Source organism: Corynebacterium lipophilum, from assembly GCF_024102595.1.
Lineage (GTDB): Bacteria > Actinomycetota > Actinomycetes > Mycobacteriales > Mycobacteriaceae > Corynebacterium > Corynebacterium pseudogenitalium.
Genome location: NZ_JAEUWV010000002.1, coordinates 36,111 through 55,127, shown reverse-complemented (window position 1 = coordinate 55,127; position 19,017 = coordinate 36,111). Strand labels below are relative to the sequence as shown.

Here is a 19,017-nt window from a genome sequence, read left to right as displayed (position 1 = left end):
GCCAGAACGACGGGTGGTCTGCCTTTGGGTCGGACCATCCGTTTTGTTTTGCTTTACAGAAACTCGTTGACCATTGACCCCAACTTGGGGGGTAATCGCTGTGGGAACAGATGCAATTGTGCATTTTCCCGTGGTGTGGCGCCGACCTGCGTTAGGATTGTCAGGCCAACCAAATAACATTCAAACTGTCACGCATGTCACAGTATGGAAGGATTGCATCGATGGAGCAGCTCCCCCTGAATGACCTCCCGGCATTCAAAAAGATTTTGGTAGCAAACCGTGGCGAAATCGCGGTTCGTGCCTTCCGCGCAGCATTTGAGACTGGCGCAAAAACCGTCGCGGTGTACCCGCGCGAGGATCGAAAGTCCTACCACCGACCGTTCGCCGACGAAGCCGTACGAATTGGTGTTGAGGGCCAGCCAGTCAAGGCGTACCTGGACATCGACGAAATTATCCGTGCGGCGAAAGAGACCGGCGCCGATGCAATTTACCCGGGCTATGGGTTCCTCTCGGAGCGCGCAGACCTTGCGCGCGCTTGCCGCGACAACGGCATTAAGTTCATCGGCCCAAGCCCAGAGGCGCTTGAGCTGACTGGTGACAAGGCGGCCGCTGTGCACGCTGCTGAGCGCGCCGGGCTGCCGACGTTGAAGGACTCCGAGCCGTCAACTGACCCGGCGGAGCTTGCCGAGATTGCGAAGGAATTCACCTTCCCGGTCTTCGTCAAGGCAGTCGCCGGTGGTGGCGGGCGTGGTATGCGCTTCATCGAGAAGATCGAAGATGTCGAGCGCCTCGCAGCAGAGGCATCCCGCGAGGCGGAGGCAGCGTTTGGCGACGGCCACGTGTACCTCGAGCGCGCGGTCATCCGCCCGCAGCACATTGAGGTGCAGATCATGGCGGACTCCTACGGCAACGTGGTGCACCTGTTCGAGCGTGACTGCTCGCTGCAGCGCCGTCACCAGAAGGTCGTCGAGATCGCTCCGGCACAGCACATCACGCAGGAACAGCGTGAACGCATCTGCCAGGACGCGGTGAACTTCTGTAAGGAGATCAACTACGAGGGCGCCGGTACCGTCGAGTTCCTCGTTGACGAGCAGGGCAACCACGTCTTCATTGAGATGAACCCGCGTGTCCAGGTGGAGCATACCGTCACCGAGGAAATCACCGGCGTGGACATCGTGAAGAACCAGATGTACATCGCTGCGGGCGCGAAGCTCGAGGACGTGCACCTGACCCAGGACCTCATCGAGATGAACGGTGCCGCGCTGCAGTGCCGTATCACCACGGAGGACCCGAACAACGGGTTCCGTCCGGACTCCGGTGTGATCACCGGCTACAGCTCCCCAGGCGGTGCGGGTGTGCGTCTCGACGGCTCCGCAAACGTCGGTACCGAGATCACCCCGAACTTCGACTCCCTGCTTGTGAAGATGACGTGCCGTGGCCGTAACTTCCAGGTTGCCGTCGACCGCGCACTGCGCGCACTCAACGAGTTCACCGTCACCGGTGTCTCCACCAATATTGGCTTCCTGCGCGCGCTGCTGTCCGACGAGGACTTCCGCTTCAAGCGCATCAACACCGGCTTTATCAACGATCACCCGTTCTTGCTTGAGGCTCCTGCCGCGGCTGACGATGCCGGCAAGATCCTCGACTACCTGGCGAACGTGACCGTCAATAAGCCAAACGGCCCGCGCCCGACCTCGATTCGTCCTTCAAAGAAGCTGCCGGAGTTCGACTACGGCGACCTGCCGCGCGGCTCCCGCGACGACCTGTTGGAGCTCGGCCCGACGAAGTGGGCGGAAAAGATCCGCAACCAGACAGCGCTTGGCGTGACCGAGACGACGTTCCGCGATGCGCACCAGTCGCTGCTGGCAACCCGCATCCGTACGAACACGCTGGTTGCTGCGGCGAAGCACGTCGGCCACATGACGCCACAGCTCGCCTCTGTAGAGGCGTGGGGCGGCGCCACCTACGACGTGGGCATGCGCTTCCTGCACGAGTCTCCGTGGATGCGTCTCGACGCCCTGCGTGAAGCCATCCCGAACGTGAATATCCAGATGCTGCTGCGCGGCCGCAACACCGTGGGCTACACCCCATACCCGGATTCGGTGACTAAGGCGTTCGTGAACGAGGCGGCGTCGTCAGGCATTGATATCTTCCGCATCTTCGACGCCCTCAACGACGTTTCCCAGATGCGCCCCGCTATCGAGGCTGTTCTGGAGACCAACACCACCGTCGCCGAGGTTGCGATGGCGTACTCGGGCAACCTGCTCGACCCCGCCGAGGACATCTACACGCTGGACTACTACCTGCGTCTGGCCGAAGAGATTGTCGACGCCGGCGCGCACGTCCTGGCGATCAAGGATATGGCCGGCCTGATGCGTCCGGGCGCTGCCGCGAAACTGGTCAAGGCGCTGCGCGAGCGCTTCGACCTGCCTGTTCACGTGCACACCCACGACACGGCTGGCGGCCAGCTAGCGACCTACCTGGCGGCCGCAAATGCTGGCGCGGACATTGTGGATGTGGCGTCGGCACCGCTGGCGGGTACCACCTCGCAGCCGTCGCTGTCCGCACTCGTTGCTGCCTTCGCGAACACCGAGCGTGACACCGGCATTGACCTGCAGGCTGTCAGCGACCTCGAGCCGTACTGGGAGGCCGTACGCCAGGTCTACGCTCCGTTTGAATCTGGTATTCCTGGCCCGACCGGTCGCGTGTACAAGCACGAAATCCCGGGCGGTCAGCTTTCCAACCTGCGTACGCAGGCGAAGGCGCTGGGCCTGGGCAACCGCTTCGAGCTCATCGAGGACTACTATGCCGCGGTGAACGAGATCCTCGGCCGCCCGACAAAGGTCACGCCGTCGTCGAAGGTTGTGGGTGACCTTGCGCTGCACCTGGTGGGTGCGGGCGTGGACCCGAAGGACTTCGCGGAGAACCCGCGCAAGTACGACATCCCTGAGTCCGTCATCGGCTTCCTGCAGGGTGAACTGGGTACGCCTCCAGGTGGCTGGCCGCTGCTGCGCGACAAGGCGCTCGAGGACCGCCAGGAAGTCGACCACACGGTGGACGTGCCGGAAGAGCTCGCTGGTGACCTTGATTCCGAGGAGCACGTGACGCGCCGTGCTGCGCTGGACCAGCTGCTGTTCCCGAAGCAGTACAAGGAGTTCCTGGAGCACCGCCGCACCTACGGCATCACGGACCACCTGTCGGACCGCACTTTCTTCTACGGCCTCGTTGAGGGTGAGGAGACGATGATCTGGTACGGCGAGCTCGAGGATCACCTGCCGCCGCTCGTGGTCAACCTTGACGCCGTGGGCGAGCCCGATGAGAAGGGCATGCGCCAGGTCATCCTGACGGTCAACGGCCAGATCCGTCCGATGCAGGTCAGGGACGAGAACGCCGAGTCCACAGTCGCCGAGGTGGAGAAGGCTGATCCGGCACAGGAAGGCCACGTTGCAGCACCGTTCGCTGGTGTGGTGAACGTGACCGTCAAGCCTGGCGACGAAGTCAAGGCCGGCGACCAGGTTGCTTCTATCGAAGCGATGAAGATGGAGGCCGCGATCTCGGCGACGAAGGACGGCACAATTGAGCGAGTCGCCTTCACGCAGGCAACCAAGGTGGAGGGCGGCGACCTGGTCGTCGTGATCTCCTAAAGGGTTTCTCGCCGCAGTTAGCCGACGTTGCAGTCAAACACCATGACATTGGCAACGTCGGCAACCGTGGTGAAGCCGAACTGCTCGTAACGGTGGCGCGCACGCTCGTTGTCTGGGTCAACCCAGAGAGCGACGCGGGGCGCGCCTTGTTGCGCTGCAAGCTCAATGACTGCGCGTAGCAGTTTCGAGCCGAGCCGGTGGCCTGCGAAGCGGCGTTCCACCGCGATGGCGAGCTCCGGCACGTCGGGGCCGAGGTTTGCGTGGCCTGCATCCGGGTCATCCCAGTAGCGCAGCCACACGCCACCGGCGGGGGTACGGAACTCATCGCAGGCGATAATGCCGCCGTCGCGCTCCGGGTCCCAATGGTCCACGTAGTCGGTCACCCCGAGGCGCTCCTCGTGCCCGACGGGCGCGGTTTCATCGCCGAATACGTCCGCAAGAAAGTTCAGGCGCTGCAGGTACATGCGGTCTGATTCGGTGGCTTGGCGTAGAGTAAACGACTTGTTTTGTGTCATGGTGCCACTGTAACGCGACTACTACGGATAGGCGCAGCCAGGGCCGTGCGGTACCCTGTGGCCTATGCGAGGAGGAACTGCACGCGGCATCGGGGCCGTCACTGTGGCGTTGGCCCTTGGCATCTCACATGGGGCTGCGGTCGCTGCGCCGGTAGTGCAGCAGGGGGGTCTGATTGTTGTTGGTAGCAACGTGAAATGCACCGTCGCGATGAATGACAAAAACCAGGGCGTGAGCTACACCAGCGCCCACTGTGGAAGCAACGGGGATCGTGTCACCGTCAAGGGGGCCGAAGGCCTCACCGGAACGTTTATCCCTTCGCCGTTGTACCGCGATGAGGAGGATTACACCGCGAACGACTGGGCCATGGTGGTCTGGGACGACGGCGTGGCCCTCGGCCCGAACTGGCTCAGCGGAGACACCCTTATTTCCCCGGACGCGACGCTGACCTCGAAGGATCGGGTGTGTACATACGGCGGGGTGACGAAGGCGAAGCGCTGCGGCTCGTTCGCTGCGCGCCTCGGCAACACGGTGTTCAGCACGCTCCCAGATGGCCAGGCAGGCGACTCCGGTGCACCCGTGTGGGTCGAAGGCAAAGGAATGATCGGGCCGTACTCGGGCGTGAGCAACATCTCCTCATCGTCGGGCGTGCGCGGGCTTTCCCGCGCGGTTCACCCGGAAGACGGCCGCGACTACGGCAGCGATGACGAAATCGAGGTGCTCAAGCGCTGGTTCCATATCGACGGCCCCGTGGTGCACACCGCCAAGCGCCCAGTAGAAACGGCTGCGAACGCAGGGGCGCAGTTGGGCAAGCGCCTGGACTCGCTGTCCTCCGAGGATGACTCCGCAGTGCGCGGTGTGTTGCCAGTCGTGCTGGCAATCGTGTTGGGCGTACTCGTCGCCGCGGCACCCGACATCGTCTCTATCGTCGAATCGTGGCGCTCAATCGCAGCGGCTAGAGGTCAATAACCATCGTGCCCGGGTGTGGGGCATCGGCAACATCCCGGAAGCCGAATTTCTCGTAGACGTGGCGCGCTTTGGGGTTGTCGGCGTCGACAGATAAAGCGAGCTGTCGCGCACCCTTGTCGCGCGCGAGCTCGCAAGCCTGCTCAATCAGCGTGCGTGACAGGCCCTTGCCCTGCGCGCGGGCCTCAATCGCGATGGCGAACTCGGGGATATCCGGCCCAAGGTTAGCCCACCCAACGGCGGAGGCATCCTCCCAGAACCGCAGCCAGATCGCCCCGGCCGGTACGCCGAGGGCGTCGTAGACGATGACGCCGCCGTCGCGCTCCGGATCCCAGTCGCCGATGTAGCCTGCGGCGTAGGTGGGGTAGTCGCTGAACAGTTCGCTCGATTCATCACCGTGCGCCTCGGCGAGGAAGTAAATGCGCTCGAGGTACGTGCGGTCGGACTCGGTGGCTCGGCGGAAACGAAAGCCCATGGGCTACTTCAACTCCATGAGCGTTGCGCCCTTGGCCGCTTGAGCGCCCTGCTCGGCGGCCAGGCCCGTCACGACGCCATCCTTGTGCGCCTTGACCGGGTTTTCCATCTTCATCGCCTCGAGCACGACGAGGACGTCGCCCTCAGCGACGGTGTCGCCCTCTGCCACGTTGACCTTGATTAAAGTTCCCTGCATCGGCGCCGTCACGGCGTCGCCGGATGCGGCGGTCTTCGCGGCCGATGCGCGGCGCTTCTTCGGCTTGCGAGCAGGGCCCGCACCGGGCACGAGTGCGGAAGGCAGGGCTACCTCGATGCGGCGGCCGTCAACCTCCACGGCAAACACCTGCTTATCGACGCCTGCTTCGCCCTCCACACCTTCACCATCAGCTGCGGTGACGGCTGGCATCTCGCCATCCCAGGTCTCTTCGATCCAGCGAGTGTAGACGTCGAACGAGGTGCCGTCGCCGATAAAGGCGTCGTGCTCGACCATTGCGCGGTGGAAGGGGATCACGGTCGGGATGCCCTCGACGACGTATTCCGCAAGCGCGCGGCGGGCACGATTCAGCGCTTCCTCGCGCGTTGCGCCGTACACGATCAGCTTGGCCAGCATCGAGTCAAACTGACCGTTAATCGCCGAACCTTCGCGCACGCCGGAGTCCACGCGCACGCCGGGCCCGGCTGGCTCGCGGTAGACGTTGATCGGGCCAGGAGAAGGCATGAAGTTGATGGTTGGGTCCTCGCCGTTGATGCGGAACTCAAATGCGTGCCCGCGCGGCGTTGGGGTCTCCGTGATGCTGAGCTGCTCGCCACGGGCGATACGGAACTGCTCGCGTACCAAGTCCAGGTCGGTGGTCAGCTCGGTGACCGGGTGCTCCACCTGGAGGCGCGTGTTGACTTCCAAGAAAGACACCAGGCCGTCAGCGCCAACCAGGTACTCTACGGTGCCTGCGCCCGAGTAGCCGGCTTCCTTACAGATCGCCTCGGCGGAGCGCTCAATGCGCTCGCGCTGCTCATCGGTGAGGAACGGTGCAGGGGCTTCCTCGATGAGCTTCTGGAAGCGGCGCTGCAGTGAGCAGTCGCGGGTACCCACGACCACGACGTTGCCGTGCTGGTCCGCGAGCACCTGCGCCTCAACGTGGCGAGCCTTATCCAGGTAGCGCTCCACAAAGCACTCGCCGCGGCCGAAAGCGGCAACGGCCTCACGGGTCGCGGACTCGAACAACTCCGGGATTTCTTCCCGCGTATGCGCGACTTTCATGCCGCGCCCGCCACCGCCGTAGGCGGCCTTAATCGCGATCGGGAGGCCGTGCTCATCTGCGAACGCAAGGACTTCCTGTTCGTCTGCGACCGGATGTTTCGTGCCGGGGGCCATCGGGGCGTCGACAGCTTCGGCGATCGCACGGGCCGCCACCTTGTCACCCAGCGTGGCGATAGCCTCGGGGGAGGGGCCGATCCAGGTCAAACCGGCGTCGATAACTTTCTGTGCGAATTCAGCGTTTTCCGCGAGGAAACCGTAGCCGGGGTGAACGGCGTCCGCGCCCGAATCAGCCGCCGCTTTGAGCAGCTTCTTCATGTCCAGGTACGTTTCCGCGGCGGTTTCGCCGCCAAGCGCGAACGCTTCATCGGCAAGGGAGACGTATGGTGCCGCCGCGTCGCTGTCTGCGTACACCGCAACGGATGCGATGCCTTCATCCTGGGCAGCACGAATGATGCGCACCGCGATCTCGCCGCGGTTTGCAACCAACACCTTGGTCACTTGCTGATTGTGAATAGGCACAAAAAATCCCGTCTTTCTCAAAGAGTCTGAGCTTTGCCGAAATATATCGGATTTTGCCACCCTATGTTACTACTTGCCGGTAGGTCCCAGCGATTCTCATAGCGAGGAGTGCATGAAACGCGTCGCGGGGGCGCGCTTAATCATACGTGCCTAGCAGGTAGCTGATGGAGGAGCTCCAGCGGTCGTGGAACTTTTCGACGTCCCCCGAGACCGCTGCTATGCCCTCGTCGGTGGCGCGAAGCTCGGCAGAGTAGTGGTTGACGAGCCCTTCGGCTGTAGACCTGCCGCGCTCCGACCATTCGAAGATTGCGCTGTCGTCCCCGAGTGGGGTGATGCTGTCGACTCGGTCGAAAGCCTTCATCTCTTTGATTGGTTTGCCGTCGACATAGAACGCTACTCCGTCGGTAATGGAGGCGCCGGTGCCAGCTGGGCGGTCCTTGTCCCCGAGTGAGCCGCGGAAGATGATCCAGCTCAGACGCTGACACGGGTCGTAGCGATTGTCGATGTCCTCGATCCAGTAGTTGAAGTCGCTGCCATCATCAGCGGGCATGCGCCCGGGCGTCGAGTTGGAGGGGTATGCCTCGCGTGGATCATTGGGTAGCTGGACACACGCATCCGCATCGTTCTGCTGCGCTGGCTGCTTGGCAGGCGATGAGGCGGTGTCAGGGGTGTCTGAGGAGGAGGGCTCTTCCACCACGGTGGTCTGTGTAATGGTGATGACGGGTGGTGTGTCTGTTTCGGAGCTGCACGCGGTGAAGGTCAGTGGTGCCAATACCGCGAGAGTGGCAGCTGATGCGCGGTTGAAAAGCATGCGTGTCATGGTTTCGTCCTGGGGTTAGATGAGAGGGGTGTGGCGACGCTGCCTGGGTCGGCGTCGGAAAGCATTTGGCGACAGACTATCAGTTTGTGCTTGTCGACGAGCCAGCGCTTACTGCGTGCCAGGGGGTTCGTGCTTGGCGCCGGAACACACAGGACACTCGTCCAAGTGCCTGCTTGCCGACGCCACGTGGCACCCCAGCGTTACACTACGAGGCATGCTACGGATGGACGACTTTGCCTCAGTGATCTATTCGGCGGGCAAGGTTTTCGACAACCTCCGTACCAGACGGCTTGCGACTGAGGAGTTCTTGGCAAATGGCAGCACTGCCGGAATCGCCTCGCGGGCTGACTTGCAGCTGCTCCAAGACCTGCAGGACGCTGCACGAATTGCGCTGCGTGCGAAACACGACCGGCAGCCGGTGACCGTCGAGCTTGTGTGCGCACTCAACGCCGCGATCCTATGCGTAGCCGCGGGGTGCAGACACGGGGAAAGTGATTCCTGGCAGCCAACCTGGCAATGGGTTGGAGAGCAGGAGAGACTCAGAATTAGTCTCCGTAGTTCGCGAGGTAACGGATCTTCGGTGTGATCTCCACACGGCCTTTGCCCTCGCGGTGGCGCTTCATGATGAGCTTGGCCGCGGCGATCTGGCCCGCGTTCGGAGGAACGTTGGTCTTTGGGACGTAAAACTCTTGATTAGGGGTACGGCGCTTTTCCATTTATGTCACCTGCTCTCGGAGTCCCAACTCCTGGTTATTTGCTTGATTAATGAATCGACGAGGTCATTCTCATTATTTCCTAGGAAGGGCGCGTCATCAAGCGCATCGATGGCAGCGACACCGATGGCGACGACTTCTGGCTCTTTTGATACGCAAAGGTCCGTCGCCCAACGCAAATTTGAGCCCCACAAACGGGATGGGCTGGGAAGTGGTCCGCCCTGTCCTCGCAAAGCTTGACGTGACCGGTCGTATCACTCTCGCTCAGCCACGACGGCGACTACGCCACCGCCACCTGCCTGATATGTGCTTAGAAGTCCGGTGCGACTGGCCGCCAACCTGTTCTGGCTTAGCGTTCGCCGCGCTCCACTGGCACACGCACCATGTTTCCCCACTCCGCCCACGAGCCGTCGTACAGGGAAACCTGCTCGAAGCCGAGCACGTGCTTCAGCACGAACCAGGTATGGGCCGCGCTTTCGCCGAGCTGGCAGTAGACCACAGTCGGTGCAGCTGGGTCGAAGTCTTTATAGACGTGCGCAATGTCATCCCTGCCCTTGAGGCGCGCGTTCGGGAACACGGAGTTGCCCCACGGCACGTTCACTGCGCCGGGGATGTGCCCGTGGCGCAGAGTATCGACGCCACCATCCTGTGCGGCCGCCTCTGTTCCTGCGTAATGCTCGGGCGAGCGGGCGTCGATAAGCTGGGCGGGGGTTTCCTGCAGCAGCTCAGATGCGAAGGTGCGAAGCGGTGCGTCCTGGCGCTCGACTACCGGGTACTCAGTGCGTGGATACTCCGGCACCGCGAAGGAGGTATCGCGCTCTTCGCCCATCCAGGCGTCGCGGCCGCCGTCGAGGATGCGCACATCCGGGTGACCGAACAGCTCAAAGACCCACGCTGTGTAGGCGGCCCACCAGTTGGAGCGGTCGCCGTAGATCACCACGGTATCGTCGCGGGAGATGCCGCGCGCGCTCATGAGTTCTGCGAAGGCCTCGCCGTCGATAAAGTCGCGCTGCACAGGATCATTGAGGTCGTTGTGCCAATCGATCCGGACGGCGCCTGGGATGTGCCCAATGTCGTAGAGGAAGGCGTCCTCGTCGCTTTCGACCACCCGCAGACCCGGCATGCCCAAGCGTGCAGAAAGCCACGCGGCTGACACGAATCGTTCCGGATGTGCGTAGTTCGCAAACTGCGAGTGATCGTCGAGTTCGATGCCCACGGTGGGTTAACCTCCAATAGCAATGGCCAATAACACAGAGCGAAGTTACTTACTGCCCCTCACCCTACATGTCAAGGAAAATAGGTGACGCAAAATTCCGCAAAAACGGGTCCAGTGTGCGCGGTGTCACTCGCGTGCGCAGGGTGTATTCACGGGGGTTATACGCGGTGTGAACTTGGGCACGTTTTCCCAGGCGAGTGCGGAAAAATTCATCCTGCCAAATAAAGTTACTAATTGGAACATACAGACACCCGTTTCCACCCACAAGGTGGGACAATGACTAGAAAGGTGCCCCATGCATAAAGCTATCGTCGTATTCGAGGTCGAGGGCGGCTCGGATAAGTATTTCGACGGACACCGGAAAGACACCATGCCGATCGTCAACGCGATCAAGGCTATGGGATGGCACGCCGAAGTTGTCTTCTACCGCCCCGAGTGGAAAGACGCGATCTACACCTACGTCTCCGAGAACTTTGACGGCTACATTTCCCGCGTAAACCCAGGCAACATCCCTGGCGGTGAGAAGGGCTACTTCGACCTGCTCACCAGCCTTTCTGTTGCGGGCCTGGTCGGCATGTCCACGCCGGGCGAGATGATGGCCTACGGCGCGAAGGACGCCCTGGTGAAGCTGAAGGACACCGACCTCGTCCCGTCCGACACCGCCGCGTACTACGACGTCGAGACGTTCCACGAGACCTTCCCGACGTCCCTGTCCTACGGCGAGCGCGTGCTGAAGCAGAACCGTGGCTCAACTGGTGAAGGCATCTGGCGCGTCCGTATCGCTGACGAGGACCTCGCGGCCTCCGTCGAGCCGGGCACCGCGCTGCCGCTGGACACCAAGATCCGCTGCACCGAGGCCGTCGACAACCACACCGAGACGCGTGAGCTCGGCGAGTTCATGACCTTCTGCAACCAGTACATCGTTGGCGACAACGGCATGCTGGTGGACATGCGCTTCATGCCACGCATCGTCGAGGGCGAGATCCGCATTCTGCTCGTCGGACCGCACCCAGTGTTCGTTGTGCACAAGAAGCCTGCAGAGGGCGGCGATAACTTCTCCGCGACCCTGTTCTCCGGCGCGACGTACACCTACGACAAGCCAGAGGCATGGCAAGAACTCATTGACATGTTCGCTGAGGCCCGCCCGGTCATCGCCGAGAACCTCGGCGGCGACAACATCCCGCTCGTCTGGACCGCGGACTTCATGCTGGCCGACGGCGAGAACGGCGAGGACACCTACGTGCTCGGCGAGATCAACTGCTCCTGCGTCGGCTTCACTTCCGAGCTCGACATGGGTATTCAGGAGCTCGTTGCGCAGGAGGCAATCAAGCGCGTCGAGGCGAAGTTCGCCTAGTCGCGTTTAGCCATAGGCGCCATGGCGCCGACCGGGGTTTAGAGGAGCGTAGCGACGCTGTCCGGGTCGGCGTCGGAAAGCATTTGGCGGCAGCGGTCGTACTCGGCGTCGTCGCCAATGGCCTTGGAGGCCAGGGCGAGCTGAGCGATGGCCTTGAGCACTGGCACGTTCGCCTCGTGTGAGGCCGGAACCGGGCCCCAGCCCTTCCAGCCGTTGGCGCGCAACCGGTCGAGCGAGCGGTGGTAGCCGGTGCGGGCGTACGCGTAGGCGACGATCGTGTCGCCGTCTGCCAGCTCGCGCTCGGCGCGGGCGGCCCACACGGCGGGGGAGTCAGGGTGTGTGACGGCGGTGGCGTCGGCGAGCAGATCGCAGCCGGTGGCTGGGTCTTCTGGGAGGTGGATCGGGTCAGGGGCAAGCATGTCGTTGAACTTCATGCCGACTAGGATACCCAGAACTCCGACGCGTCCAGTCCGAAGTGATAGAGGCAGCGCCGCAGCAGCGGCATCGACAAGCCGATGACGCTGGTTGGGTCGCCATCGATGGAATCAATGAACCAGGAGCCGAGCGCCTCGAGCGTAAACGCGCCCGCGCACTGCAGGGGCTGGCCGGAGTTGGCGTAGGCCACGATGTCGGCGTCGCTGGCCGCGCCGAAGCGGATGGTGGTGCGCACGGTGTCCGTGACCCACTCGCCGTTGTAGGCCACAGCGTGGCCGGTGAGCAGCGCTGCGGTCTTGCCGCGTTGCGCACGCCAGCGCTCGATCGTGGCCTCCACGGTGTGCGGCTTGCCGAGGAGTTGGCCGTCCAGAAGCAGCATGGAATCGCAGCCGACCACGACGTCATTAGGGAACTCGCCGGCGACGGTCTCAGCCTTCGCGCGGGCGAGGGCGGCGACGGTGTGTGCTGGTGGGGCGTCGGCAAGCGAGGCGATCACCGCATCCTCGTCGATGTTGGCGGGCCGAAGCACAGGCTTGACGCCGCCCTGCTCGAGCAACATTCGGCGCGACGGCGACTGTGAGGCGAGAACAATCCGCATGGCTTAGGAGTACGTCGAAGGGGAGAACGCGAGCGGGTTAAACAGCGTCGGCGCATGCACCGGTGAGGGCGCTACGCCCCACACGTTGCGCTCCCCGCGCTTCGCGGCCTGGGCCTGCTGCTGCAGTTGCTCCAGCACGAGGCGCAGCGCCTCGACCTCCTCGGGGGAGGGGTTGCCTTTCACAACGTCGAAGGGGAGGGAAGACATACGTTCCTTTCGTGGTTACAGCGGCAGGTTGCCGTGCTTCTTCTGCGGCGGGTACACAACCTTGCGCTCCAGCAGTCGCAGACCCTCCACGAGCTGGGCGCGGGTGTCGCTTGGCGCGATGACGGCGTCGACAAGCCCGCGCTCGGTAGCGACGTAGGGGTTGAGGTTTTCTTCCTCGTACGCCTGCGTATCGACGCCCAACGCCTCAGCAGCCGTCGGGGCGTCAGCCAGCGCGATCTGCGCGGTCGGCCACGCGAAGACCAAGTCAGCGCCCAGGCCCTTCGAGCCGAGCACCGAGTAAGCGGTACCGAGTGCCTTGCGCGTGATAACCGTCATGGTGCCCACCTGGGCCTCAGCGAATGCGTACGCCAGGGTGGAGGCCGCGGACAGTGCGCCTGCCTGCTCCTCCTCGACGGTCGGGACGAAGCCTGGGCAGTCCACGATGTGCAGCAGCGGCAGGTTAAAGGCGTCGCAGGTGCGGATGAAGCGCGCGGCCTTTCGGGCGGCGTCGGCGCTCAGGCAGCCGGCGAGCACGCTTGGCTGCGTTGCCACGATGCCGAGCGCTCGACCATCAATGTGGGCAAACCCGGTGACGACGTTGCCGGCGTGGGCGGCGCCGAGCTCGTAGAAGTCGCCGTCGGTGATCGTCTCGATGACGGTGGTGATGTCGTATGGCTGGGCGTCCTCATCCGGGACGAGCGAATCGAGCACGCTGGCGTCCGCGCCCTCGGCGGCATCTGCGACTGGAGCGGTCGCGCGGTTGTTCAGTGGCAGGTAGCTCACGAGCTTGCGTACCTTGTCGACGGCCTGCTCATCGGTGCTCACGCGGATGGTTGCGACACCAGTCGTCGCGGCGTGGACGTCCGCGCCGCCGAGCTGCTCCGCGGTCACCTCGCTACCAGCGACCTTCGATGCGACGTCGGTCGCGGCCAGGTGCAGGCTCGCGCCATCGACCATGATGCGCATATCGGCCAGAGGAACGGTCGTAGCAGCAAGCGTTGCAACCTCACCGGCAACGACGGCGATCTGTGGCACCAGGCCAGAAGCCTGCGTCGCGGCCCGCAGGATCTTCGCCTGCATGTGCGCCGTGACGACGCCCTCCTGCCAACGCGGACCGAGCGAGTCGTAGAACCCGATCACCGGCACGCCAGTCTTCGCAGCCAGCTCGTAGACCTTGAGGATCTTCTCGGCGTACACCTCGCCGATGCCGCCGTCGAAAATGGTGGCGTCCTGCGAGAACACGCACACGCGGCGCCCATCGATCAGGCCGTAACCCGCCACGACACCGTCCGTCGACGGCTTGGTGCGGTCCATCTTGTACGCCTCAACGCGGTGGCGCGCCAGCGCGTCGACCTCCACGAATGAGCCCGCGTCCAAGAGGCGCTCGACGCGCTCACGCGCGGTGAGGTCCCCGGCCTCGTGGACTGCGTCGATCGCGTCCTGGCCAAGCGGTGCCCGGGCCTCATCGAGCCGGTTGCGCAGATCTTGGATGCGGCCTGCAGTCGTCGACATGTCAGGTTTGGAAGAAGATTTATCGCCCATATCGCCTCAGTCTAACTAGCACGGAAAGAAAACCACATTATAAATCGCGTGGCGCCGCCCTAATGTTTCAGGCACCAGGACGCCGCCACGGAATCTGCACAGCGCCTATCGCATGCTTGGATCCTTGAAAATGCTCCACGCAGCCGAGATCAGCGGCAGCTGCAGCGGCAGGCGACCGATGCTGATCACTTGCTTCTGCCATGGCCTATCGCGCCACTGGCGGGCCATCTCGAAGTTCGCAGGCCACACGGCCAGCAAGAGCGCTGCCGCGAAGCCGCCACCGAGTTTGCGCAGCTTCGGAGCACGTTTTTGGTGCCCGGCGTGCGAAGCCGGGCCAAGCTTGGGCGCGGCCAGCAGCACAGCAGCTGCCAACTCCGCGGCGCCGGACGCGTAGGTATACGTCCGGGCCTCACCTGGGAGGGACTCGGGAACGATCGAATCGAAAGGTTCTGGTTTGATGAAGTGCAGGATGCCGGCCACCCCGAACGTCGGGATGAGTGCCTTGCGGAGGAAACGTTGAATCGTCATGTGTCTAACAGTAGCGCTAGATTAGGTCAACATGAATGCTGAAGAACTGAGCAGGCTCCAGCGGGGCGTCGAAAAGTACTGGCCGGTGGTGCGCTGGGTGGAAACCACCGGGTCGACGAACGACGATCTCCTCAACAAAGGCGAGCCGGGCACCGTGCTCATCGCGGGGGAGCAGACGGCGTCGCGCGGGCGACTCGGCCGCAAGTGGGTCAGTCCGAAGGGTGCGCAGCTGGCGATGAGCATGGTGCTGCGCATCGACGACAACCCGCCACCGTTCGGGCTGCTGTCAATCGCGCCAGGCGTCGCGGTGACCGACGTCGTGCCACAGGCCCAGCTCAAATGGCCGAACGACGTGCAGATCGGCGGGAAGAAGCTCGCGGGGATTCTCTCCGGGCTTGCGGACGGGCGCGTAGTGGTCGGCATCGGCATCAACCTCAACTTTGAGCGTGAGCAGCTGCCCATCCCCACCGCGACTGCGCTGAACCTTGAGGGGATCGACGTCGACTTCGTGGACTTCACCACGCAGGTACTGTGCGCGATGGGTGAGCGTTTCGCGCAGTGGCAACAGCGCGACCCGCAGCTGCTCGCCGACTACCGCAAGGTGTGCAGCACGATTGGGCAGCACGTGCGCATTGAGCTGCACAACGGCGAGGTGGTCGGCACCGTCGATGGCGTCAACGACGAGGGCGAAGTGATCATCGACGGCACGACGTACAGCGTCGGAGATGTGCACCACCTCCGGCCGAAACAGTAGGATCTGTGCCGTGCAACAGTCGCGGGTGAAGTTTCAGCTGGCAGAGGGCGAGACCGTCCTCGCCGACACGAACCCGCCGTTAACGAGCCTCATTTTCCCGTTGCTCGAGCTCATCGTGATCACCGGGATCGCCTGGATTGCCATCGGCTGGATGGACGTCACCCCGTTTGTGAACCCCCAGGCGCACAACATCGTGGTTGCGGTGTGGGCGCTGCTGTCGGTGTGGCGCTTCGTGTTGCCGGTGGTTCGCCACCGCCGCCAGCGTTTCCTGCTCACCGACCGCCGCATCCTCGCCCGCTCGGCGCGCGGTGCGGTCGACTCCATCCCGCTGCGCCAGATTCATTCTTTTCGACGCCAGCGCGGCGGGCTGTCCATCGCCCTGTGGGGGTTCGACCAGCCGGTGTTCTTCCCACAGGTGGGGAAGGCGCGTGCGGTGGAGCGTGCGCTGGACGAGAGCCTGCGCCGCCGCTAACTACTCCTTAATTTCCGTTGTGTGCAGCTGGCTATCCAGGTCGCTCGGGCTGAGACTGCCTGCCTGGAAGTCCGCCGTGATCGGCAGGTGCAGATCCATGTCGGTGGCGGGGCACAGCTCGATGACGGCGTCGTTGATGGTGTAGTCGAGCACGTGGCCGCCGGCGGTGCGGGCGTCGTCAATGAAGTGGACGTGGCAGCCGGGCACCCCGATGCCTTTGGCGTAGGCGGGCGTGCGGAAGCCGCCGATGATGCCGTGTACGTCGGTGAAGTGGTGCTCGGCGTCATCGCCGATGGCCTCCGTCATGGGGCGGTACGGTTTCTCCTGCTTGGTCACGGTGCGGGTGACCACCTCGTCGAAGGTGCCGGTGATTCTGACGGCGTAGAAGAAGTTGTGGCTCGGCTCGAGCGCGTCGATGAACTCGGCCAGTTCCGCGCGCCGCATCCCTTTCGGCGCGTCGACGCGGATGCGCGGCACAAAGTTGGTGACCACGGTAAACGGTGTGCGCTGGTCAAGGCTTGCGACACGCGCCTTGCCGTCGCTGGTGAGCTGGTAGCACACGCCGTCGAGAATGATCATCTCTCCGTCGAGCCCGTCGAAGGTGCCAAGGCCGAAGTTTCCCTTGCCGAGGATGTCTCCGATGGTCAGTTCGCCTTCGTAGATGCCGTCGAGAAGCGCGGTCATCAACGAGTTTTGGAAGATGGTATGGCGAACAATCGCGGGATTCGTTTCAGTCATGTCCACATCGTAGCGCCCTTAAGGCTAAGGTAGTTCGTTGTGAGAGACGCTCAAGGAATGCCCAGAGTCGCCGTCATCGGCGACGGTCAGCTTGCCAGAATGATGCACACGGAAGCCATCGAGCTCGGACTGCAGCCCCGGGTGCTTGCGGGAGCGCCGGACGCCTCCGCTGCCCAGGTGTTTGGTGACGTCCAGCTTGGTGACTACACCAACTTCGACGACCTGCACGCAACCATCCAGGGTGCCTCGGCGATCACGTTCGACCACGAACACGTCCCGAACGAATTCCTGCAGCGCCTGCTGGACGAAGGCTACAACGTGGAGCCGCGTCCCCAGGCGCTGATTTATGCCCAGGACAAGCTTGAGCAGCGCATGAAGCTGAAGGAGCTGGGGGCACCGGTGCCGCCGTTCGCGAAGTTCGACTCGGTGGAGGATGCGCGCGAGTTTTGGGAGCTTGTCGACGGTCGCGTGTGCGTCAAGGCGACGCGCGGAGGCTACGACGGGCATGGCGTCTGGTTCCCAGAGACCCTGCAGGAGTGCGAGCAGCTGGTGACGGACCTCCTTGAGAAGGGCGTTGTACTGTACGCGGAAGAAAAGGTGCAGTTTGCCCGCGAGCTGTCCGCGATGGTGGCACGCAACCGCGACGGTGAAGTCAAGGCGTGGCCGGTCGCTGAATCGCGCCAGGCTGATGGCGTGTGCCATATCGCGATCGCGCCGGCGCCAGAACTGCCGGCTGCTGTGGCAAAACAGTGCCGTGACCTGGCGACCAAGATCGCCACGAAGCTCGATGTCACTGGTGTGCTTGCCGTCGAACTTTTCGAGTGCATCGGGGAGGACGGGGCGTCGAAAATTCTGGTCAACGAGCTTGCGATGCGCCCGCACAACACGGGGCACTGGACGCAGGACGGCTGCGTGACCTCCCAGTTTGAGCAGCACCTGCGCGCGGTCCTGAACTGGCCGCTCGGGTCCGTGGACACGCTCGAGCCGGTCACGGTGATGGTGAACACTCTCGGTGCGGAGGAGGATCCGCAGATGCCGATGGAGCAGCGCGTCATCGAGGTGATGCGCCGCTACCCGGAGGCCAAGGTGCACCTGTACGGCAAGAGCTGGCGCCCTGGGCGCAAGATGGGACACGTCAACGTCACCGGCTACGACGCCACGTCCACCTTGGCAATTGCGCAGCACGCCGCGCACTTTATTGTTCACGCGAACTGGTACTAACAGGAGGAGAGTTTCTTCATGAACGCACGCGTTGGCCTCATCATGGGCTCGGATTCGGACTGGGACACGGTTGCGCCTGCCGCAGAGGTACTTGCGGAGTTCGGGGTGCCGTTTGAGGTCGGGGTGGTCTCCGCGCACCGCACCCCTGAGAAGATGCTTGCCTATGCGAAGCAAGCACATGAACGTGGCATCCAGGTCATCATTGCGTGCGCCGGTGGGGCAGCCCACCTGCCGGGGATGGTTGCCGCGGCAACGCCACTGCCAGTCATCGGTATCCCTCGCGCATTGAAGGACCTTGACGGGCTGGATTCTCTGCTTTCCATCGTGCAGATGCCAGGGGGTGTTCCAGTCGCGACGGTGTCTATCGGCGGTGCGAAGAACGCGGGCCTGCTTGCTGTTCGGATGCTCGGTGCCGGGGATCCGGAACTAGTGGACAAGATGGCGAAGTACCAGGCCGACATGGCGGCCGAAGTTGAGCGTAAGGATGCCGCGCTGCGCAGCCGGTTGCTGGGTGAGTAGCAGTCCCATCGTGGTGCTGGGTGCGCGAATTGTCGACGGCCACCCGTCGCGCATGCTGCACGCCCGGCTCTGCAGCGCACTGCTCCGCTGGCGGACGGACGCGCACGCTGGCGTGCGGCGCGCCATCGTGGTCACCGGCCGCGGGGAGGCGGCCGTGATGGCTCGCTGGCTTGTCGAGCGCGGCGTGCCCCGTGAACTGATCATTCAGGAGCCCCATGCGTCGTCGACGAACGAAAACCTCGAGCGTACCCGCGCGTTGTTCCCGCACGCGCCGCGGCTGATCGTGGTGACCAGCAACTTCCACGTGCGCCGCACGCGCGTGTGGGCCTGGCACCTGGGGATTCCAGTGGAGATGGTGCCTGCGCGCACCCCGCGCCGCTCCCGGCCGAAGAACTACGCGCGCGAGCTCGTTGCGTTGCCGCACTCCGCGGCGCGGGTTGTGTGGCGACGCCTTATGCACAAAATGCGCTAGAGTACATCCGATGGTGCTACTTTTGGTGCCATGTGCTTCAGTCCTAGGAAGGCT

General features: G+C 63.5%; 20 protein-coding genes. 8 read left to right on the top strand and 12 right to left on the bottom strand.

The window, feature by feature from the left end; all coding sequences use genetic code 11:
• The first annotated feature begins 194 nt into the window (after positions 1 to 194).
• Positions 195 to 3,644, top strand: coding sequence for a pyruvate carboxylase (locus tag JMN37_RS02135; protein WP_246814898.1), 3,450 nt, complete (start codon positions 195 to 197; stop codon positions 3,642 to 3,644).
• A 17-nt stretch (positions 3,645 to 3,661) separates the two neighbouring features.
• Here JMN37_RS02135 and JMN37_RS02130 read toward each other — a convergent pair whose 3' ends face one another.
• A complete protein-coding gene (locus tag JMN37_RS02130; RefSeq protein ID WP_070362988.1) occupies positions 3,662 to 4,159 on the bottom strand; it encodes a GNAT family N-acetyltransferase in 498 nt (165 codons plus the stop codon).
• A 64-nt stretch (positions 4,160 to 4,223) separates the two neighbouring features.
• Here JMN37_RS02130 and JMN37_RS02125 point away from each other — a divergent pair, with 64 nt between their 5' ends.
• Entirely contained in the window at positions 4,224 to 5,126 is a 903-nt protein-coding gene (locus JMN37_RS02125; protein ID WP_252930946.1) for a chymotrypsin family serine protease, read from the top strand.
• Here the strand turns inward: JMN37_RS02125 and JMN37_RS02120 are convergent.
• From JMN37_RS02120 to JMN37_RS02100, 5 genes are all read right to left on the bottom strand, one after another.
• The gene (locus tag JMN37_RS02120; protein ID WP_252930945.1) at positions 5,113 to 5,598 is read right to left on the bottom strand and encodes a GNAT family N-acetyltransferase; all 486 of its coding nucleotides are present in this window, start codon (positions 5,596 to 5,598) and stop codon (positions 5,113 to 5,115) included. The genes JMN37_RS02125 and JMN37_RS02120 overlap by 14 nt on opposite strands.
• Before the next feature lie 3 nt (positions 5,599 to 5,601).
• Entirely contained in the window at positions 5,602 to 7,353 is a 1,752-nt protein-coding gene (locus tag JMN37_RS02115; protein WP_370295863.1) for an acetyl/propionyl/methylcrotonyl-CoA carboxylase subunit alpha, read from the bottom strand.
• Positions 7,354 to 7,510: 157 nt separating this feature from the next.
• Entirely contained in the window at positions 7,511 to 8,194 is a 684-nt protein-coding gene (locus JMN37_RS02110) for a hypothetical protein (RefSeq protein WP_252930941.1), read from the bottom strand.
• Positions 8,195 to 8,739: 545 nt separating this feature from the next.
• Positions 8,740 to 8,910, bottom strand: a complete 171-nt coding sequence (locus tag JMN37_RS02105) for a hypothetical protein (protein WP_168156198.1) — start codon at positions 8,908 to 8,910, stop codon at positions 8,740 to 8,742.
• 346 nt (positions 8,911 to 9,256) lie between these two features.
• A complete protein-coding gene (locus JMN37_RS02100; protein ID WP_252930939.1) occupies positions 9,257 to 10,123 on the bottom strand; it encodes a sulfurtransferase in 867 nt (288 codons plus the stop codon).
• 295 nt (positions 10,124 to 10,418) lie between these two features.
• Here JMN37_RS02100 and JMN37_RS02095 point away from each other — a divergent pair, with 295 nt between their 5' ends.
• Positions 10,419 to 11,477, top strand: coding sequence for a Cj0069 family protein (locus JMN37_RS02095; protein WP_070975890.1), 1,059 nt, complete (start codon positions 10,419 to 10,421; stop codon positions 11,475 to 11,477).
• A gap of 38 nt (positions 11,478 to 11,515) precedes the next feature.
• Here the strand turns inward: JMN37_RS02095 and JMN37_RS02090 are convergent, their stop codons facing one another.
• The 5 genes from JMN37_RS02090 to JMN37_RS02070 form a co-directional block, all read right to left on the bottom strand.
• Positions 11,516 to 11,911 (bottom strand): DUF3151 domain-containing protein, encoded by a 396-nt coding sequence (locus JMN37_RS02090; RefSeq protein WP_252930938.1) that lies wholly within the window; start codon positions 11,909 to 11,911, stop codon positions 11,516 to 11,518.
• 5 nt (positions 11,912 to 11,916) lie between these two features.
• Positions 11,917 to 12,510 carry a Maf family protein gene (locus JMN37_RS02085; protein ID WP_252930936.1) on the bottom strand — a complete coding sequence of 198 codons (594 nt, stop codon included), beginning with the start codon at positions 12,508 to 12,510 and terminating at the stop codon, positions 11,917 to 11,919.
• A 3-nt stretch (positions 12,511 to 12,513) separates the two neighbouring features.
• The gene (locus JMN37_RS02080; protein WP_252930935.1) at positions 12,514 to 12,717 is read right to left on the bottom strand and encodes an acyl-CoA carboxylase epsilon subunit; all 204 of its coding nucleotides are present in this window, start codon (positions 12,715 to 12,717) and stop codon (positions 12,514 to 12,516) included.
• A 15-nt stretch (positions 12,718 to 12,732) separates the two neighbouring features.
• Entirely contained in the window at positions 12,733 to 14,259 is a 1,527-nt protein-coding gene (locus tag JMN37_RS02075; protein WP_252930934.1) for an acyl-CoA carboxylase subunit beta, read from the bottom strand.
• 105 nt (positions 14,260 to 14,364) lie between these two features.
• On the bottom strand, positions 14,365 to 14,787 hold the full coding sequence (locus tag JMN37_RS02070; protein ID WP_252930930.1) for a DoxX family protein: 423 nt from the start codon (positions 14,785 to 14,787) through the stop codon (positions 14,365 to 14,367).
• A 31-nt stretch (positions 14,788 to 14,818) separates the two neighbouring features.
• Between JMN37_RS02070 and JMN37_RS02065 the strand changes: the two genes are divergently transcribed.
• Together JMN37_RS02065 and JMN37_RS02060 are read left to right on the top strand one after the other, a co-directional pair.
• Entirely contained in the window at positions 14,819 to 15,541 is a 723-nt protein-coding gene (locus JMN37_RS02065) for a biotin--[acetyl-CoA-carboxylase] ligase (RefSeq protein ID WP_252930929.1), read from the top strand.
• A gap of 10 nt (positions 15,542 to 15,551) precedes the next feature.
• The gene (locus tag JMN37_RS02060; RefSeq protein WP_246814899.1) at positions 15,552 to 16,013 is read left to right on the top strand and encodes a hypothetical protein; all 462 of its coding nucleotides are present in this window, start codon (positions 15,552 to 15,554) and stop codon (positions 16,011 to 16,013) included.
• Here JMN37_RS02060 and budA read toward each other — a convergent pair whose 3' ends face one another.
• Positions 16,014 to 16,751, bottom strand: a complete 738-nt coding sequence (budA, locus tag JMN37_RS02055) for an acetolactate decarboxylase (RefSeq protein WP_070362974.1) — start codon at positions 16,749 to 16,751, stop codon at positions 16,014 to 16,016.
• Between the two features lie 57 nt (positions 16,752 to 16,808).
• Here budA and JMN37_RS02050 point away from each other — a divergent pair, with 57 nt between their 5' ends.
• From JMN37_RS02050 to JMN37_RS02040, 3 genes are read left to right on the top strand one after another with little or no spacing between them, the layout of a single operon-like run.
• Positions 16,809 to 17,972: a 5-(carboxyamino)imidazole ribonucleotide synthase gene (locus JMN37_RS02050; RefSeq protein WP_252931021.1), complete on the top strand. Its 1,164-nt coding sequence runs from the start codon at positions 16,809 to 16,811 to the stop codon at positions 17,970 to 17,972.
• Positions 17,973 to 17,990: 18 nt separating this feature from the next.
• A complete protein-coding gene (gene purE, locus JMN37_RS02045) occupies positions 17,991 to 18,491 on the top strand; it encodes a 5-(carboxyamino)imidazole ribonucleotide mutase (protein ID WP_070362972.1) in 501 nt (166 codons plus the stop codon).
• Positions 18,484 to 18,963, top strand: coding sequence for a YdcF family protein (locus JMN37_RS02040; RefSeq protein ID WP_071572702.1), 480 nt, complete (start codon positions 18,484 to 18,486; stop codon positions 18,961 to 18,963). Before purE ends, JMN37_RS02040 begins: the two co-directional genes overlap by 8 nt.
• Positions 18,964 to 19,017: the final 54 nt, after the last annotated feature.

Excerpts from the sequence above, each read along its gene's own strand:
- JMN37_RS02135 (WP_246814898.1), top strand. The coding sequence starts at position 195 with ATGTCACAGTATGGAAGGATTGCATCGATGGAGCAGCTCCCCCTGAAT.
- JMN37_RS02130 (WP_070362988.1), bottom strand. The coding sequence starts at position 4,159 with ATGACACAAAACAAGTCGTTTACTCTACGCCAAGCCACCGAATCAGAC.
- JMN37_RS02080 (WP_252930935.1), bottom strand. The coding sequence starts at position 12,717 with ATGTCTTCCCTCCCCTTCGACGTTGTGAAAGGCAACCCCTCCCCCGAG.
- JMN37_RS02095 (WP_070975890.1), top strand. The coding sequence starts at position 10,419 with ATGCATAAAGCTATCGTCGTATTCGAGGTCGAGGGCGGCTCGGATAAG.
- JMN37_RS02065 (WP_252930929.1), top strand. The coding sequence starts at position 14,819 with ATGAATGCTGAAGAACTGAGCAGGCTCCAGCGGGGCGTCGAAAAGTAC.
- budA (WP_070362974.1), bottom strand. The coding sequence starts at position 16,751 with ATGACTGAAACGAATCCCGCGATTGTTCGCCATACCATCTTCCAAAAC.
- JMN37_RS02090 (WP_252930938.1), bottom strand. The coding sequence starts at position 11,911 with ATGAAGTTCAACGACATGCTTGCCCCTGACCCGATCCACCTCCCAGAA.
- purE (WP_070362972.1), top strand. The coding sequence starts at position 17,991 with ATGAACGCACGCGTTGGCCTCATCATGGGCTCGGATTCGGACTGGGAC.
- JMN37_RS02085 (WP_252930936.1), bottom strand. The coding sequence starts at position 12,510 with ATGCGGATTGTTCTCGCCTCACAGTCGCCGTCGCGCCGAATGTTGCTC.
- JMN37_RS02110 (WP_252930941.1), bottom strand. The coding sequence starts at position 8,194 with ATGACACGCATGCTTTTCAACCGCGCATCAGCTGCCACTCTCGCGGTA.
- JMN37_RS02125 (WP_252930946.1), top strand. The coding sequence starts at position 4,224 with ATGCGAGGAGGAACTGCACGCGGCATCGGGGCCGTCACTGTGGCGTTG.
- JMN37_RS02070 (WP_252930930.1), bottom strand. The coding sequence starts at position 14,787 with ATGACGATTCAACGTTTCCTCCGCAAGGCACTCATCCCGACGTTCGGG.
- JMN37_RS02105 (WP_168156198.1), bottom strand. The coding sequence starts at position 8,910 with ATGGAAAAGCGCCGTACCCCTAATCAAGAGTTTTACGTCCCAAAGACC.
- JMN37_RS02120 (WP_252930945.1), bottom strand. The coding sequence starts at position 5,598 with ATGGGCTTTCGTTTCCGCCGAGCCACCGAGTCCGACCGCACGTACCTC.
- JMN37_RS02075 (WP_252930934.1), bottom strand. The coding sequence starts at position 14,259 with ATGGGCGATAAATCTTCTTCCAAACCTGACATGTCGACGACTGCAGGC.
- JMN37_RS02050 (WP_252931021.1), top strand. The coding sequence starts at position 16,809 with ATGCCCAGAGTCGCCGTCATCGGCGACGGTCAGCTTGCCAGAATGATG.